Below are 14,243 nucleotides of genomic sequence, written 5' to 3'. Positions count from 1 at the left end.
AGCGACTCGTAAGCGTCGCTTCATCCAATCATGCAGAGATCCGTGCTGGTGCTACATGGTCGGAGCGGGTGATCCTCGACGCATGCGACCTGCACACATCTGTCTGGCTGTCCTCGTTGCCGCCGTCTGGGGCGTCAACTTCGTGGTGATCGAGGTGGGTCTCGGTCACTTCCCGCCGCTGCTCTTCTCCGCGCTGCGTTTCCTCGTGGCGGCGCTGCCCGCCGTCTTCTTCGTGGGGCGGCCGAAGGTGGCGTGGAAGGCTGTGGTCGGGGTGGGGCTCGTGCTCGGCGTGGCCAAGTTCGGGCTGCTCTTCATCGGGATGGACGCCGGGATGCCCGCCGGTCTTTCCTCGCTCGTGCTGCAGGTGCAGGCCGTGTTCACCGCCCTGTTCGCCTTCGTGCTGCTGGGGGAACGGCCCGGCCGGGTACGGGTGGCGGGCATGGTCGTCGCCCTCGCGGGGATCGCGGTCGCGGCCGTCGACGAGGGCGGCACCGGGCCGCTGACCGCCTTCGCCCTGCTGATGGGCGCCGCGGCCTGCTGGGGCGTCTCCAACATCCTGACCCGCAAGGCGTCCCCGCCGGACGCCCTGAACTTCATGGTGTGGGTGAGCGCGGTCCCGGTGCTGCCGCTGCTCGCGCTCTCCCTGCTCTTCGAGGGGCCGTCCCGGGACCTGGACGCCCTGCGCGGCCTCGACTGGTCGGGCGCGGGCATCATCGTCTACGTCGCCTGGGTGACGACGGTCTTCGGCTTCGGTGCGTGGGGATACCTGCTGCGGCGCCACCCGGCGTCCACGGTCGCCCCGTTCTCCCTGCTCGTGCCGGTCTTCGGGATGTCGTCGGCCGCCCTGGTCCTCGGCGAGTCGGTGAGCGGGCTGCGGTGGTGCGCGGCGGCCCTGCTGGTGGGCGGCGTCGCGCTGACCTCGTTCACGGGGGCGGGCGGCCCGGCCCGCCCCCGGGTCAGCCGGAGCGGGTCGCCAGACGGGACAGGAGTTCACGTCCCGGCCCCAGCAGCTCCGGCAGCGGCGCCGCCCCTTCGTACCAGCGCTTCTCGTACTCCCAGCACAGCCACCCCTCCCACTGCTCCGCGCTGAGCAGCGCCACGCACTCGGCGAGCGGCAGCGCGCCGGCGCCGAGGGCCAGGGGCGTCGTGTCGTCCGCCGACGCGATGTCCTTCACCTGGACGTAGCCGAGGTAGGGGGAGAGCGCGGCGAAGGTGTCGGTGACGGATTCGCCGCCGAGCCAGGTGTGCATGACGTCCCACAGGGCGCCGACCTGGCGGTGTCCGACGGTGCCGAGGACGCGGGTGGCGTCGGCGCCCGTGCGGTGCGAGTCGTGGGTCTCCAGGAGGATGCGTACGCCGGCGTCGGCGGCGTGCCGGGCGGCGGTGCCGAGCCGCCGCGCGGCGGTCGCGTCGGCCTCCGCCGCGCTCTGTTCGGTGCCGCCGCCGGGGAAGACGCGGACGAAGGGGGCGCCCAGGTCGCGGGCGAGGTCGACGAGGGACCGTATCTCGTCGAGGACGGGGCCGTCCTCGCCGGGCGCCGCCACGCGCGCGTACCCGGCGATTCCGAGGGTCTCGACTCCGGCCGCCTTGAACTCGGCCGCCACGTCGGCCCGTTCGACGAGCCCGAGCCCGGGGTGCACCGGCTCCTCGGGGTGCGCGCGCAGCTCGACACCGTGGTAGCCGTGTTCCGTGGCGAGCCGCAGCACGTCGGGGACGGGCAGGCCGGGCACGCCGAGGGTGGAGAAGGCGAATTTCATGGTCCCGACAGTAGGCGGCGTGCGGGCGCGGTCAACCCCGCCCCGGCGGGCGGCTCACGCGGGCCGCCCGTGCAGCGGAAGCCGCCAGTCCTGTCCCACGAGGTCGACGCCGAAGGAGCGGTGCGGCTTCTCGGCGACGAGGGCGAAGCCGTGGCGCAGATAGATCCCGCGGGCCGACGCGAGCACGTCGTTGGTCCACAGGGTCAGCTCGCGGTACCCGACGCCGCGCGCGAACTCGATACAGGCCGTGACCAGTTGGTCCCCGATGCCGAGGCCCCGCGCGTCGGGCTCGACGAGCAGGAGCCGCAGCCGGGCGGTGCCCGGCGCGTCGTCCCGTACGCACATCACGCACCCCACGGGCCGCCCGTCGAGCTCGGCGATCCACACGCGCTCCAGATGGGGGTCGTGGTCCTCGGCGAAGTCGGCGACGATGCGGGCGACCAGGCCTTCGTACTCGGTGTTCCAGCCGAACTCGGCGGCGTACACGGCGGCGTTGCGCTGCACGATCCACCCGAGGTCGCCCGGCCCCGGCTCCCTGAGCAGGACGTCCTCGCGCCTCCCGCGGCGGCGGAGCCGCCCGCGACCGCCCCCGAGGATCTCCCGCACCGTGCGCATGGCCGCCGCGAGCCGGTGCCGGTCCGCCGCGGGCACCTCGGAGAGCAGCGAGCCGACCGCCTCGCGCGACCGCTCGTCGAGCAGCTCGGCGGCGTCGCGCCCGCGCGCGGTGAGCGTGATCCGCTGGCGTCGCGGATCGGCCGCGGAGGGCGCCCGCTCGACCAGCCCGTCCCGCTCGAACTTGGCGAGCAGCCGGCTCAAGTACCCCGCGTCGAGGGAGAGTTCCGCCCGCAGGTCGGCCGCGTCGGTCCGCGCCGAGTGCGCCAGTTCGTACAGGACGCGGGACTCGGTGAGGGTGTACGGGACGTACAGGTGGCGGCTGTAGTCCAGCGCGCCGATGAGGTTCGTGTAGAACCGGTTGAAGGCGCGCATCTCGTGGATGGGGGCGCCCGGCGCGATGCGTGCCGGGGCTTCATGAGGGGTCTTCGTCATACGGATCACTCCGGTTTACCTTTGACTGAGTCAACGGTACGCCGGGGTGGCGGGGCTGGGAAGCCCTGGATGGGCCGAACGGCTCATCCCACGGGCGCCCCTCAGAGGGATGCCGACCGCCTCACATGAACGCCAGCCGCGCCCCCAGCGCCGCGAACGCCACGGCGAAGGTGCGGCGGAGCCAGGCCACCACGTGCGGGCGGGAGATGACGTGGCTGCGCATGGCCGCGGCGAACCGGCCGTACACCGCGAAGACCAGGAACGTGATCAGCATGAAGTAGGCGCTCAGCTCCGTCATGCGCAGGGCCGCGTACGGCTCGTCGGTGCTCACGAACTGCGGCAGGAACGCGAAGAAGAACAGGGTCAGCTTCGGATTGAGGATGTTGATGAGCACGCCCGTCAGGATCGTGCGGCCCGCCGAACGCGGCTCGCTCTCCCCGCCGGCGGTGAGCTCGCTCTTGTCCCGCAGCGTGCTCCACGCCATGTACAGGAGGTAGGCCACACCCAGGTACTTGAGCGTCTGGAAGGCGACGGCGCTGGTGTTCAGGAGCGCCGCGAGACCGGTGATCGCGGCCACCATGTGCGGGACGACGCCCAGCGTGCAGCCGACCGCCGCGATCAACGCGGCGCGGGTGCCGCGCGAGAGGCCGGCCGCGATGGTGAACAGGGCGCCGGTGCCGGGCGTCACGCAGACGACGAGGGAGGTGAGGAAGAATTCCATGCCTCGACCCTGGCGCCACAATGGCTCCATGAACAGGTCCATTGGATCTCCACTCGACAGGTCCATAAGTCCGGGCGGGGCCTCCGACTTCCTCCAGCTCGACGCCGGGGACGCACCCCGCGGCGGGCTCTCCGACTGGCTGGCGCGGCGGATCCGGAGCGCGATCGCCGACGGCCGCCTCGCCGTCGGCAGCAGACTCCCCGCCACCCGTACGCTCGCCGCCGACCTGCGCGTGTCCCGCGGCGTCGTCACCGAGGCCTACCGGCGGCTCACCGAGGACGGACATGTCGCGGGGCGGGGGCGCGGCGGCACGGTGGTGGTCGCCGTACCGCACGCGCCGATACGGCCAAGTCCCTTACCGGGCAGGGACGGTGGGGCGTCGCCCGAGGGCCTCTTCACCACCCCACCCGACCTCGGCGTCTTCGACGCCATCCGTTCCGCGCCCGCCCGCATCGACCTGTCGCCCGGCCTGCCGGACCTCGCCGCCTTCCCGCGCGCGGCCTGGCTGCGCGCCGAACGCTCCGTCCTCGCAGGGCTCTCCCCTGCGGACTTCGGGTACGGGGATCCGCGCGGCACCCCGGCCCTGCGCCGGGCCGTCGCGCACTGGCTCTCGCGCAACCGCGGGATCCCCGCCGACCCCGACGACGTGATGATCGTCAACGGCACGGCCCAGGCGCTGCGGATGCTCGTCGACGTCCTGCGCGCCGACGGGATCACCGACGTGGCGGTGGAGGAACCGGGATCGCTCGGCGTACGCCAGCACCTGCGGCCGCTCGGCACCCCGCCCGTCCCGGTCGACGCCCACGGCATCCGCGTCGACGCGCTGCGCGCCACGGGGGCGCCGGCCGTACTGCTCACGCCCGCCCATCAGTTCCCCACCGGAGTCGTCCTCGGCGGCGAACGGCGCCGCGAGCTGATGGACTGGGCCCGCGACGGCGGCCTCGTCATCGAGGACGACTACGACGCCGAACACCGTTACGACCGGCCCGCCGTCCCCGCGCTGCGCGCCCTGCTCCCCGAACACGTCTGCTACGCGGGCAGCGTCTCCAAGCTCCTCGCGCCCGCCCTGCGCCTGGGCTGGCTGCTGGCACCGCCCGCGTACCGGGACGCACTCGTCGACGCCAAACGCCTCATCGACCTCGGCAGCCCGGCACTGCCCCAGCTGGTCCTCGCCCACCTCATGGAATCGGGCGACCTGGAACGCCACCTGCGCCTCATCCGCAGACACCACCGCAGGCGCAGGGACGCGATGATCGGGGCGATCCGTGAACACCTGCCCGGGGCGGTGGTGCACGGCGCGGCGGCGGGCCTGCACCTGATGATTACGTTCGGTACGGAGGCGCGCGGAGGCCCTTACGGCGTACTCCCCGACGCCGAGCTGGCCACCGCGGCCCTCGCCCACGGCGTCAAGGTCCACCCCTTGTCCTGGCACACCCAACGGCCCCAACCTCCGGGCCTGGTCCTCGGGTACGCGGCGACGGGCACGGCGGAGATCGCGGAGGGGGTGGGGGTGGTGGGGCGGTTGGTGCGCGGCGAGGGGCCGTCGGTGTGAGGGGGCGTGGGTCCGCGTCCGGGGTGGGGGTGGTGGGGCGGTTGCGGTGGTGCGGGTGCCGCCGGTGATGGGGGCGCGGTGAGCGCGGGAGGACGGCTGCGGTGGTGGGGATGGGCGCGGCGATGCGGGCGCCCGCGGCGGTGCGGCGGCCGGGATGGTGCGGCGCCCTCGGTGGTGCAGGTGACCGCGGTGGTGGGGGCGCCCGCGGCGATGGGAGCGCCCCCGGCAGGGGAAGTGCCCGCGACGGCGAGGGCTACCGCGGCCCCGCCGTGGACCCCCGCACCATCAGCTCCCCGTGCACCGTCGCCACCCCGCCCGGCGGAGCCTTCTCCTTGCCCATCGCGATGCGGCCCGCGCGGGCGCCCGCCTCGTGGAGGGGGAGGCGGACCGTCGTCAGGGCGGGCACGGCGTCGATGCTGAACGGGAGGTCGTCGAAGCCCGCCACCGAGACGTCGTCGGGGATGCGCAGGCCCTTGTCGCGCAGGGCCGCGCACGCGCCGAGTGCCACCGTGTCGTTGGCGGCGACGACGGCCGTCAGGTCGGGGGCGCGGCGCAGGAGTTCGGCCGTGGCGTCGTAGCCGGAGCGGCGGTCGTACGGGCCGTGGACCGTCAGCGCCGGGTCGTCGGGGATGCCGCGCGCGGCGAGGGCGGCGCGGTGGCCCTCCAGGCGGTGCCGGGTGGTCGTGCGCTCCTCCGGGCCCGCGATGTAGCCGACGCGGCGGTGGCCGAGGCCCAGCAGGTGTTCCGTCAGCTGCCGACCGCCGCCACGGTTGTCGAAGGTGAGCGCCACCGCGTCGGTGTCCGGCGAGGGCGGCCGGCCGCACAGCACCACCCGCGTGCCCGCCTCCGAAAGCCGCCGCAGCTTCCCGGCGATCGCGGCGGCGTGTGCGGCGTCCTCGATCGCCCCGCCCGTGAGGACCACCGCGGCGGCGCGCTGGCGCTGAAGGAGCGTGAGATAGGTGAGTTCGCGCTCCGGAGAGCCGCCCGTGTTGCAGACGACGGCCATCCGCTCGCCGCCCGCGCGGCCACCGGGCCCGCCGATCTCGGACTGCACGGCGCCCGCCATGATCCCGAAGAAGGGGTCGGCGATGTCGTTGACGAGGATGCCGACCAGGTCGGAGGTGGCCGCGGCGAGCGCGCTCGCGGGACCGTTCAGGACGTAGTCGAGGTCGTCCACGGCGCGCAGGACGCGCTCGCGCGTGGCGGCCGCCACGGGGTAGTTGCCGTTCAGGACGCGGGAGACGGTGGCCGGCGAGACCTGCGCGCGGGCCGCCACGTCCGCCAGGGTCACGGCCGTCATGTCGTACTCCTCAGGTCACCGATCACACGAGCCTCCCGGCAGCCACCACGTCCGCCAGCATCAGCCGTCACGTCCGCCTCCCGTCACCCATCACGTCCGCCTCCCGTCACCCATCACGTCCGCCTCCATCAGCCGCCACGTCCGCCCCCGGTCACCCATCGCGTCCGCCCCCGGTCACCCGTTCGTCCCCGCCCGGCCGCCGCTCCCGACCGGAACCCTTGTCCGAACCTTGTCCGGCAGGCTAGCTTGCCCCTGAATAGAAAGCGCTTGCTACGCTCCTACGGAGGGACTTCCGTGACACGCAAGACGGTGCGCATCGCCATGAACGGCGTCACCGGACGCATGGGCCACCGCCAGCACCTCGTCCGTTCCATCCTCGCCCTCCGCGAACAGGGCGGCCTCGATCTGGGCGACGGCACCGTGCTGTGGCCGGAACCCGTGCTGGTCGGCCGCAGGGAGCACGCGCTGCGCGCACTCGCCGACCGGCACGGCCTGGAGCACGTCTCGACGGACCTCGACGCGGTCCTCGCCGACCCGACCGTCGACATCTACTTCGACGCGCAGGTCACCTCCGCGCGCGAGGACGCCATCAAGCGGGCCATCGCCGCGGGCAAGCACGTCTACACCGAGAAGCCGACCGCCACCGGACTCGACGCCGCCCTGGGCCTCGCCCGCCTCGCCGAGGACGCCGGCATCAAGCACGGCGTCGTCCAGGACAAGCTCTTTCTGCCGGGGCTGCTGAAGCTGAAGCGGCTCATCGACGGGGGGTTCTTCGGCCGGATCCTGTCCATCCGAGGGGAGTTCGGATACTGGGTCTTCGAGGGGGACTGGCAGCCCGCCCAGCGCCCCTCCTGGAACTACCGCGCGGAGGACGGCGGCGGCATCGTCGTCGACATGTTCCCGCACTGGGAGTACGTCCTGCACGAGCTGTTCGGCCGCGTGCGCACCGTCCAGGCGCTCACCGCCACCCACATCCCGCAGCGCTGGGACGAGCGCGACAAGCCCTACGACGCCACCGCCGACGACGCCGCGTACGGCATCTTCGAGCTGGAGGGCGGCGCCGTCGCGCAGATCAACTCCTCCTGGACGGTGCGCGTCAACCGCGACGAGCTCGTGGAGTTCCAGGTCGACGGCACGGAGGGGTCGGCGGTCGCCGGGCTGCGCAACTGCCGCGTACAGCACCGGAGTACGACGCCGAAGCCGGTCTGGAATCCGGACCTGCCCGTCACCCACTCCTTCCGCGACCAGTGGCAGGAGGTGCCCGACAACGAGGCCGACGGGTTCGACAACGGCTTCAAGGCGCAGTGGGAGCTCTTCCTCAAGCACGTGTACGCCGACGCGCCCTACCACTGGGACCTCCTCGCGGGCGCGCGCGGCGTGCAACTCGCCGAACTGGGCCTGAAGTCCTCCGCCGAGGGCCGCCGCATCGACGTACCGGAGATCGCGCTGTGACCGGGCCCCGCCAGGTGCTGCTGCCCGCCGCGGGAGGCGGCACGCGCGCGTACACCCCGCGCGAGGAGCCGCCGCGCACGACCGCGGGCGGCCCCCCGCTCACCTCACGCACCGTCTTCTCGGCCGCCCACGTGGTCGCCGACCCCTACGCGGACGTGTCGCCGGACGGCCCCGCCGCCGTCGACTGGGACGCCACGCTCGCCTTCCGCCGCCACCTCTGGGCGCACGGCCTGGGCGTCGCCGAGGCCATGGACACCGCCCAGCGCGGCATGGGCCTGGACTGGGCGGGAGCGGCCGAGCTGATCCGCAGGTCGGCCGCGGAGGCGAAGGCGACCGGCGGCCGCATCGCGTGCGGGGTCGGCACCGACCAACTGACCGCCCCCGCGACCGCCCCGGCGAGCCTTCCGCAGGTCAGAGGCGCGTACGAGGAGCAGCTCGCCCTCGTCGAGTCGGCCGGCGCCCAGCCGATCCTCATGGCGTCCCGCGCCCTGGCCGCCGCTGCCGCCTCGCCGGACGACTATCTGGAGACGTACGGCCACCTCCTGCGCCAGGCCGGCGAGCCGGTGATCCTGCACTGGCTCGGCCCCATGTTCGACCCCGCGCTGGAGGGCTACTGGGGCTCGGCCGACCTGGACACCGCCACGGACACCTTCCTGGAGGTGATCGCCGCCCACCCCGACAAGGTCGACGGCATCAAGGTCTCCCTCCTGGACGCCGACCGCGAGATCGCCCTGCGCCGCCGCCTGCCCGACGGCGTCCGCTGCTACACCGGCGACGACTTCCACTACCCCGAGCTGATCGCCGGCGACGACCACGGCTTCAGCCACGCCCTGCTCGGCATCTTCGACCCGCTGGGGCCCCTCGCCGCGGAGGCCGTGCGGATCCTGGACACCGGCGACGTGAAGCGCTTCCGCGCCCTGCTCGACCCCACCGTCGAGCTGTCCCGCCATCTCTTCCAGACCCCGACCCGCTACTACAAGACCGGTGTCGTCCTGCTGGCCTGGCTGGCCGGACACCAGACGCACTTCACCATGGTCGGCGGCCTCCAGTCGGCCCGCTCGCTGCCCCACCTGGCCCGCGCCTACGAACTCGCCGACGGCCTCGGCCTGTTCCCCGACCCGGACCTGGCCGCCACCCGCATGCGATCCCTGCTCACCGTCCACGGAGTCCCGCAATGAGCCCCGAGCCCGCCCCCGCCCTCGCGCCGCTGTCGCTGTCACGGCTGAGCGTGAACCAGGAGACGATCAAGCAGTGGTCGCTCCCCGAACTCGCCGAGGGCTGCGTCAAGGAGGGCATCGGGGCGGTCGGCCTGTGGCGCGCGCCCGTCCAGGAGTACGGGGTCGAGCGCACCGCCCGCCTGATGCGGGACGCAGGCCTCACGGTGACGAGCCTGTGCCGGGGCGGCTTCCTCACGGACATCGAGGAGGCGGCACGCGCGCGTGCCCTCGACGACAACCGCGCGGCGGTCGACGAGGCGGCGGCCCTCGGCACGGACACCCTGGTCCTGGTCTCGGGCGGCCTGCCGGCCGGCAGCAAGGACCTGGCCGGCGCGCGCGAGCGCGTCGCGGACGCGCTCGCCGTTCTGGGGCCCTACGCCGAGGAGCGGGGCGTGCGCCTCGCCATCGAGCCGCTGCACCCGATGTTCGCCTCCGACCGCTGCGTGGTCTCCACCCTCGGCCAGGCCCTCGACCTCGCGGAACGCTTCCCCGCCGACCAGGTCGGCGTGGTCGTGGACACGTACCACGTGTGGTGGGACGACCTGGTGCCCGACCAGATCGCGCGGGCGGGCGCGGCGGGCCGGCTGCACGCCTTCCAACTGGCGGACTGGATCACACCGTTGCCCGCGGGCGTGCTGCTGGGGCGCGGTCAACTGGGCGACGGCAGCGTCGACTTCAGGGCCTTCCGCGGGCTCGTCGAGGCCGCCGGATACCGCGGCCCGATCGAGGTGGAGATCTTCAACGAGGAGCTGTGGGAACGGGACGGGAGCGAGGTGCTGAGGGAGACGGCGGCACGCTTCCGCGCGCACGCGTAGCGGTCTGCTTCCCGCGGCCCCGGTCTACTTCCCGCGGCCCCTGCCCGTGGGGCCCGCGCCACCCTTGCCCTTCGTGCGCGCGGCCCGCTTGGAGAGCACGGTCAGGACCACAGGAATGGCCACCTCGATCGCACGCGTGACCGTCGGCGCGGGAATGCCGGTCTTCTTGGAGACCGCCTTGGCCACCGGCTTGCTCAACTTCGCGAGGACACCGAACATCATTCCTCCTCACTCATGCGTCAAACGCTACCTATGCCCCGCATTGTCAGCACCTGGAAGCCCGCTGAAAACTTTTGGGCAACACCGTGCAACCCTTCGGGCACGACGCGTGTCGTATATGGCGTCAGGGCTTCTGAGGGGGGAAATCCAGGATCTGGGGGGATCCGGGGGATCCGGGGGGATCGCGAGGTTCTGGCAGGGGAGGGGAAACCCGAAGGGGTCTGGTCCACGGGACCAGGCCCCTTCGAAGTCGCCGGCCACCCGGAGTTGTCCACAGGCCCGAAGTTGTCCACAGGCCCGCCGCGTTGTCGGTGCCGGGCGGTAGCGTCGGATCATGTCGAGTCCAGCTGCAGCGATGGCGGTGCTCGAGGGGGTCCTCGAGCGCATCACGTACGCCAATGAGGAGACCGGGTACACGGTCGCGCGTGTCGACACCGGCCGCGGCGCCGGTGACCTGCTCACCGTCGTCGGCGCGCTGCTCGGCGCGCAGGTCGGCGAGTCGCTGCGGATGCACGGCCGCTGGGGCTCCCACCCGCAGTACGGCAAGCAGTTCACGGTGGAGAACTACACGACCGTGCTGCCCGCCACCATCCAGGGCATCCGCCGCTATCTCGGCTCCGGCCTCATCAAGGGCATCGGCCCGGTGATGGCCGACCGGATCACCACCCACTTCGGCGTGGACACCCTCGACATCATCGAGACCGAGCCGAAGCGGCTGGTGGAGGTCCCCGGGCTCGGGCCCAAGCGGACGAAGATGATCGCCGCCGCCTGGGAGGAGCAGAAGGCCATCAAGGAGGTCATGGTCTTCCTCCAGGGAGTCGGCGTCTCCACCTCCATCGCCGTCCGCATTTATAAGAAGTACGGGGACGCGTCGATCTCCGTCGTCAAGAACGAGCCCTATCGCCTCGCCGCCGACGTCTGGGGCATCGGCTTCCTCACCGCCGACCGCATCGCCCAGTCCGTCGGCATCCCGCACGACAGCCCCGAGCGCGTCAAGGCGGGCCTCCAGTACGCCCTTTCGCAATCCACCGACCAGGGCAACTGCTATCTGCCCGAGGAGCGCCTCATCGCCGACGCGGTGAAGCTGCTCCAGGTCGACACGGGCCTCGTCATCGACTGCCTCGCCGAGCTGGCCGGGGAGGAGGAGGGCGTCGTCCGCGAATCCCTGCCCGACCCGGACGGCGGCGACGACATCGCGGCCGTCTACCTGGTCCCCTTCCACCGTGCCGAATTGTCCGTCGCCGGACAGCTGTTGCGGCTCCTGAAGACTTCCGACGACTGCCTGCCCGCCTTCCGGGACGTCGCCTGGGACAAGGCCCTCGCCTGGCTCGCGGACCGCACCGGCGCCGAGCTCGCCCCCGAGCAGCAGGAGGCGGTCCGGCTCGCGCTGACCCAGAAGGTCGCCGTCCTGACCGGCGGCCCCGGCTGCGGCAAGTCCTTCACGGTCCGCTCCGTCGTCGAGCTGGCCCGCGCCAAGAAGGCCAAGGTCGTCCTCGCCGCCCCCACAGGGCGAGCCGCCAAGCGTCTCGCCGAGCTCACCGGCGCGGAGGCCTCCACCGTCCACCGCCTCCTCGAACTGAAGCCCGGCGGCGACGCGGCGTACGACAAGGACCGGCCGCTCGACGCCGACCTCGTCGTCGTCGACGAGGCCTCGATGCTCGACCTGCTGCTCGCCAACAAGCTGGTGAAGGCCGTGCCGCCCGGCGCCCACCTGCTCTTCGTGGGCGACGTGGACCAGTTGCCGAGCGTCGGCGCCGGAGAGGTGCTGCGGGACATGCTCAGCGAGGAGAGCCCGATCCCCGCCGTCCGCCTGACCCGCATCTTCCGGCAGGCCCAGGAGTCGGGCGTCGTCACCAACGCCCACCGCATCAACTCCGGCGTGCCGCCCATCACCCAGGGCATGAAGGACTTCTTCCTCTTCGTCGAGGAGGAGACCGAGGACGCGGGCCGCGTGACGGTGGACGTCGCCGCGCACCGCATCCCGAAGAAGTTCGGCCTCGACCCGCGCCGCGACGTGCAGGTGCTCGCCCCCATGCACCGCGGCCCGGCCGGCGCGGGCAATCTCAACGGCCTGCTCCAGCAGGCCATCACCCCCGCCAGGCCCGACCTGCCGGAGAAGCGGTTCGGCGGCCGGGTCTTCCGCGTCGGCGACAAGGTCACCCAGATCCGCAACAACTACGACAAGGGGCAGAACGGCGTCTTCAACGGCACGGTGGGCGTCGTCACCGCCCTCGACACCGACGAGCAGCGGCTCACCGTTCGCACCGACGAGGACGAGGAAGTCCCGTACGACTTCGACGAACTGGACGAGCTCGCCCATGCCTACGCCGTGACGATCCACCGCTCCCAGGGCAGCGAATATCCCGCCGTGGTGATCCCGGTCACCACCGGGGCCTGGATGATGCTCCAGCGCAATCTGCTCTACACCGCCGTGACACGCGCCAAGAGGCTGGTCGTCCTCGTCGGTTCGCGCAAGGCTCTGGGACAGGCAGTGCGCACGGTCTCCGCGGGAAGGCGCTGTACGGCCCTGGATTTCAGGCTTTCGGGCCGTCCGGGACGCCGCGGAGAGGGTCCTGGAACATTTTGATCGATCAAACGAGTAGGAAACCTCACACAGCACTTCCGGAACCGGGGCGAAGGGGGCAGGATGAGCAGGTTGGCGGCACTGAGTGCCGCCAATAGGCCCAATGGTCGACCCCGAGTGCACTCTCCAGGGCCAAATGGGGGATGGTAGAGACAGTCAGGGCACCTCGAAGAAGAGGCACAACGTCGGTGAGGGATGACGTGAGCGAGAACGCTAACAACGGTGTAGTACTGCGGTACGGCGACGGCGAGTACACCTACCCGGTGATCGAGTCGACCGTCGGCGACAAGGGCTTCGACATCGGGAAGCTCCGCGCCCAGACCGGTCTGGTGACCCTGGACAGCGGCTACGGCAACACCGCCGCCTATAAATCCGCCATCACCTATCTCGACGGTGAACAGGGCATCCTCCGGTACCGCGGCTACCCGATCGAGCAGCTGGCCGAGCGCTCCACCTTCACCGAGGTGGCGTACCTCCTGATCAACGGCGAACTGCCGAAGGTCGACGAGCTGGCCACCTTCAAGAACGAGATCACGCAGCACACGCTGCTGCACGAGGACGTCAAGCGGTTCTACGACGGCTTCCCGCGTGACGCGCACCCGATGGCGATGCTGTCCTCCGTGGTCAGCGCGCTGTCCACGTTCTACCAGGACAGCCACAACCCGTTCGACGAGAAGCAGCGTCACCTCTCGACGATCCGCCTGCTCGCCAAGCTTCCGACGATCGCGGCCTACGCGTACAAGAAGTCGCAGGGCCACCCGGTCGTCTACCCGCGCAACGACCTCGGCTACGTCGAGAACTTCCTGCGCATGACCTTCTCGGTGCCCGCCGCCGAGTACGAGCTGGACCCGGTCGTGGTCAACGCGCTCGACAAGCTCCTGATCCTGCACGCGGACCACGAGCAGAACTGTTCGACCTCCACCGTGCGTCTGGTCGGCTCCTCGCAGGCGAACATGTTCGCCTCGATCTCCGCCGGCATCTCGGCCCTGTGGGGACCGCTGCACGGTGGCGCCAACCAGTCGGTCCTGGAGATGCTGGAAGGCATCCAGGCCTCGGGCGGCGACGTCGACACCTTCATCCGCAAGGTGAAGAACAAGGAAGACGGCGTGAAGCTCATGGGCTTCGGGCACCGCGTCTACAAGAACTTCGACCCCCGGGCGAAGATCATCAAGGCGGCGGCGCACGACGTCCTCTCGGCGCTCGGCAAGTCCGACGAGCTGCTCGACATCGCGCTGAAGCTGGAAGAGCACGCGCTGGCCGACGACTACTTCGTCGAGCGCAAGCTCTACCCGAACGTGGACTTCTACACGGGCCTCATCTACCGCGCGATGGGCTTCCCGACCGAGATGTTCACCGTGCTCTTCGCGCTCGGCCGGCTGCCCGGCTGGATCGCCCAGTGGCACGAGATGATCAAGGAGCCGGGTTCGCGCATCGGCCGCCCGCGCCAGATCTACACGGGCGAGGTCCTTCGCGACTTCGTCCCGGTCGAGGGTCGCTGACCCCCGGGCGAACAAGCGGAAAGCGCCCCGCCGCCGATCCCCCCACGGGTCGACGGTCGGGGCGCTTCCCTTTTTCCCGG

General features: G+C 71.8%; 11 protein-coding genes and 1 pseudogene. 7 read left to right on the top strand and 5 right to left on the bottom strand.

The genetic code is table 11. The features are described from left to right. Nucleotides 1-82 precede the first annotated feature (82 nt). Complete coding sequence (locus ACI2L3_RS02860) at nucleotides 83-1,090, top strand: EamA family transporter (protein WP_404750491.1); 1,008 nt, start codon at nucleotides 83-85, stop codon at nucleotides 1,088-1,090. Here ACI2L3_RS02860 and ACI2L3_RS02855 read toward each other — a convergent pair. The 3 genes and pseudogenes from ACI2L3_RS02855 to ACI2L3_RS02845 form a co-directional block, all read right to left on the bottom strand. Next, a pseudogene (locus ACI2L3_RS02855) lies at nucleotides 1,071-1,757 on the bottom strand (sugar phosphate isomerase/epimerase family protein); the annotation flags it as partial. The gene ACI2L3_RS02860 and the pseudogene ACI2L3_RS02855 sit on opposite strands and share 20 nt — an antisense overlap. A 54-nt stretch (nucleotides 1,758-1,811) precedes the next feature. Continuing rightward, nucleotides 1,812-2,804 (bottom strand): GNAT family N-acetyltransferase, encoded by a 993-nt coding sequence (locus ACI2L3_RS02850; protein WP_404750490.1) that lies wholly within the window; start codon nucleotides 2,802-2,804, stop codon nucleotides 1,812-1,814. A 121-nt stretch (nucleotides 2,805-2,925) separates the two neighbouring features. Beyond that, the gene (locus ACI2L3_RS02845) at nucleotides 2,926-3,525 is read right to left on the bottom strand and encodes a LysE family translocator (RefSeq protein ID WP_404750489.1); all 600 of its coding nucleotides are present in this window, start codon (nucleotides 3,523-3,525) and stop codon (nucleotides 2,926-2,928) included. 28 nt (nucleotides 3,526-3,553) lie between these two features. Between ACI2L3_RS02845 and ACI2L3_RS02840 the strand changes: the two genes are divergently transcribed. Next, a complete protein-coding gene (locus ACI2L3_RS02840) occupies nucleotides 3,554-5,077 on the top strand; it encodes a PLP-dependent aminotransferase family protein (RefSeq protein WP_404750488.1) in 1,524 nt (507 codons plus the stop codon). 253 nt (nucleotides 5,078-5,330) lie between these two features. Here the strand turns inward: ACI2L3_RS02840 and ACI2L3_RS02835 are convergent, their stop codons facing one another. Next, nucleotides 5,331-6,377, bottom strand: coding sequence for a LacI family DNA-binding transcriptional regulator (locus ACI2L3_RS02835; protein ID WP_404750487.1), 1,047 nt, complete (start codon nucleotides 6,375-6,377; stop codon nucleotides 5,331-5,333). Between the two features lie 294 nt (nucleotides 6,378-6,671). Between ACI2L3_RS02835 and ACI2L3_RS02830 the strand changes: the two genes are divergently transcribed. From ACI2L3_RS02830 to ACI2L3_RS02820, 3 genes are read left to right on the top strand one after another with little or no spacing between them, the layout of a single operon-like run. Then, nucleotides 6,672-7,829 carry a Gfo/Idh/MocA family protein gene (locus ACI2L3_RS02830; protein ID WP_404750486.1) on the top strand — a complete coding sequence of 386 codons (1,158 nt, stop codon included), beginning with the start codon at nucleotides 6,672-6,674 and terminating at the stop codon, nucleotides 7,827-7,829. Then, nucleotides 7,826-9,007, top strand: a complete 1,182-nt coding sequence (locus tag ACI2L3_RS02825) for a dihydrodipicolinate synthase family protein (RefSeq protein ID WP_404750485.1) — start codon at nucleotides 7,826-7,828, stop codon at nucleotides 9,005-9,007. Before ACI2L3_RS02830 ends, ACI2L3_RS02825 begins: the two co-directional genes overlap by 4 nt. Next, entirely contained in the window at nucleotides 9,004-9,861 is an 858-nt protein-coding gene (locus ACI2L3_RS02820; protein WP_404750484.1) for a sugar phosphate isomerase/epimerase family protein, read from the top strand. The genes ACI2L3_RS02825 and ACI2L3_RS02820 overlap by 4 nt, the downstream gene beginning before the upstream one ends. Before the next feature lie 24 nt (nucleotides 9,862-9,885). Here the strand turns inward: ACI2L3_RS02820 and ACI2L3_RS02815 are convergent, their stop codons facing one another. Then, nucleotides 9,886-10,083 carry a hypothetical protein gene (locus ACI2L3_RS02815; RefSeq protein ID WP_404750483.1) on the bottom strand — a complete coding sequence of 66 codons (198 nt, stop codon included), beginning with the start codon at nucleotides 10,081-10,083 and terminating at the stop codon, nucleotides 9,886-9,888. A gap of 352 nt (nucleotides 10,084-10,435) precedes the next feature. Between ACI2L3_RS02815 and ACI2L3_RS02810 the strand changes: the two genes are divergently transcribed. Both ACI2L3_RS02810 and ACI2L3_RS02805 read left to right on the top strand, forming a co-directional pair. Then, nucleotides 10,436-12,667, top strand: coding sequence for an ATP-dependent RecD-like DNA helicase (locus ACI2L3_RS02810; protein WP_404750700.1), 2,232 nt, complete (start codon nucleotides 10,436-10,438; stop codon nucleotides 12,665-12,667). Nucleotides 12,668-12,864: 197 nt separating this feature from the next. Next, nucleotides 12,865-14,163 carry a citrate synthase gene (locus ACI2L3_RS02805; RefSeq protein ID WP_191094959.1) on the top strand — a complete coding sequence of 433 codons (1,299 nt, stop codon included), beginning with the start codon at nucleotides 12,865-12,867 and terminating at the stop codon, nucleotides 14,161-14,163. Nucleotides 14,164-14,243: the final 80 nt, after the last annotated feature.

The organism is Streptomyces sp. NPDC029674, from assembly GCF_044903205.1.
Taxonomy (GTDB): Bacteria; Actinomycetota; Actinomycetes; order Streptomycetales; family Streptomycetaceae; genus Streptomyces.
This window is presented reverse-complemented; position numbering and strand designations above follow the sequence as displayed.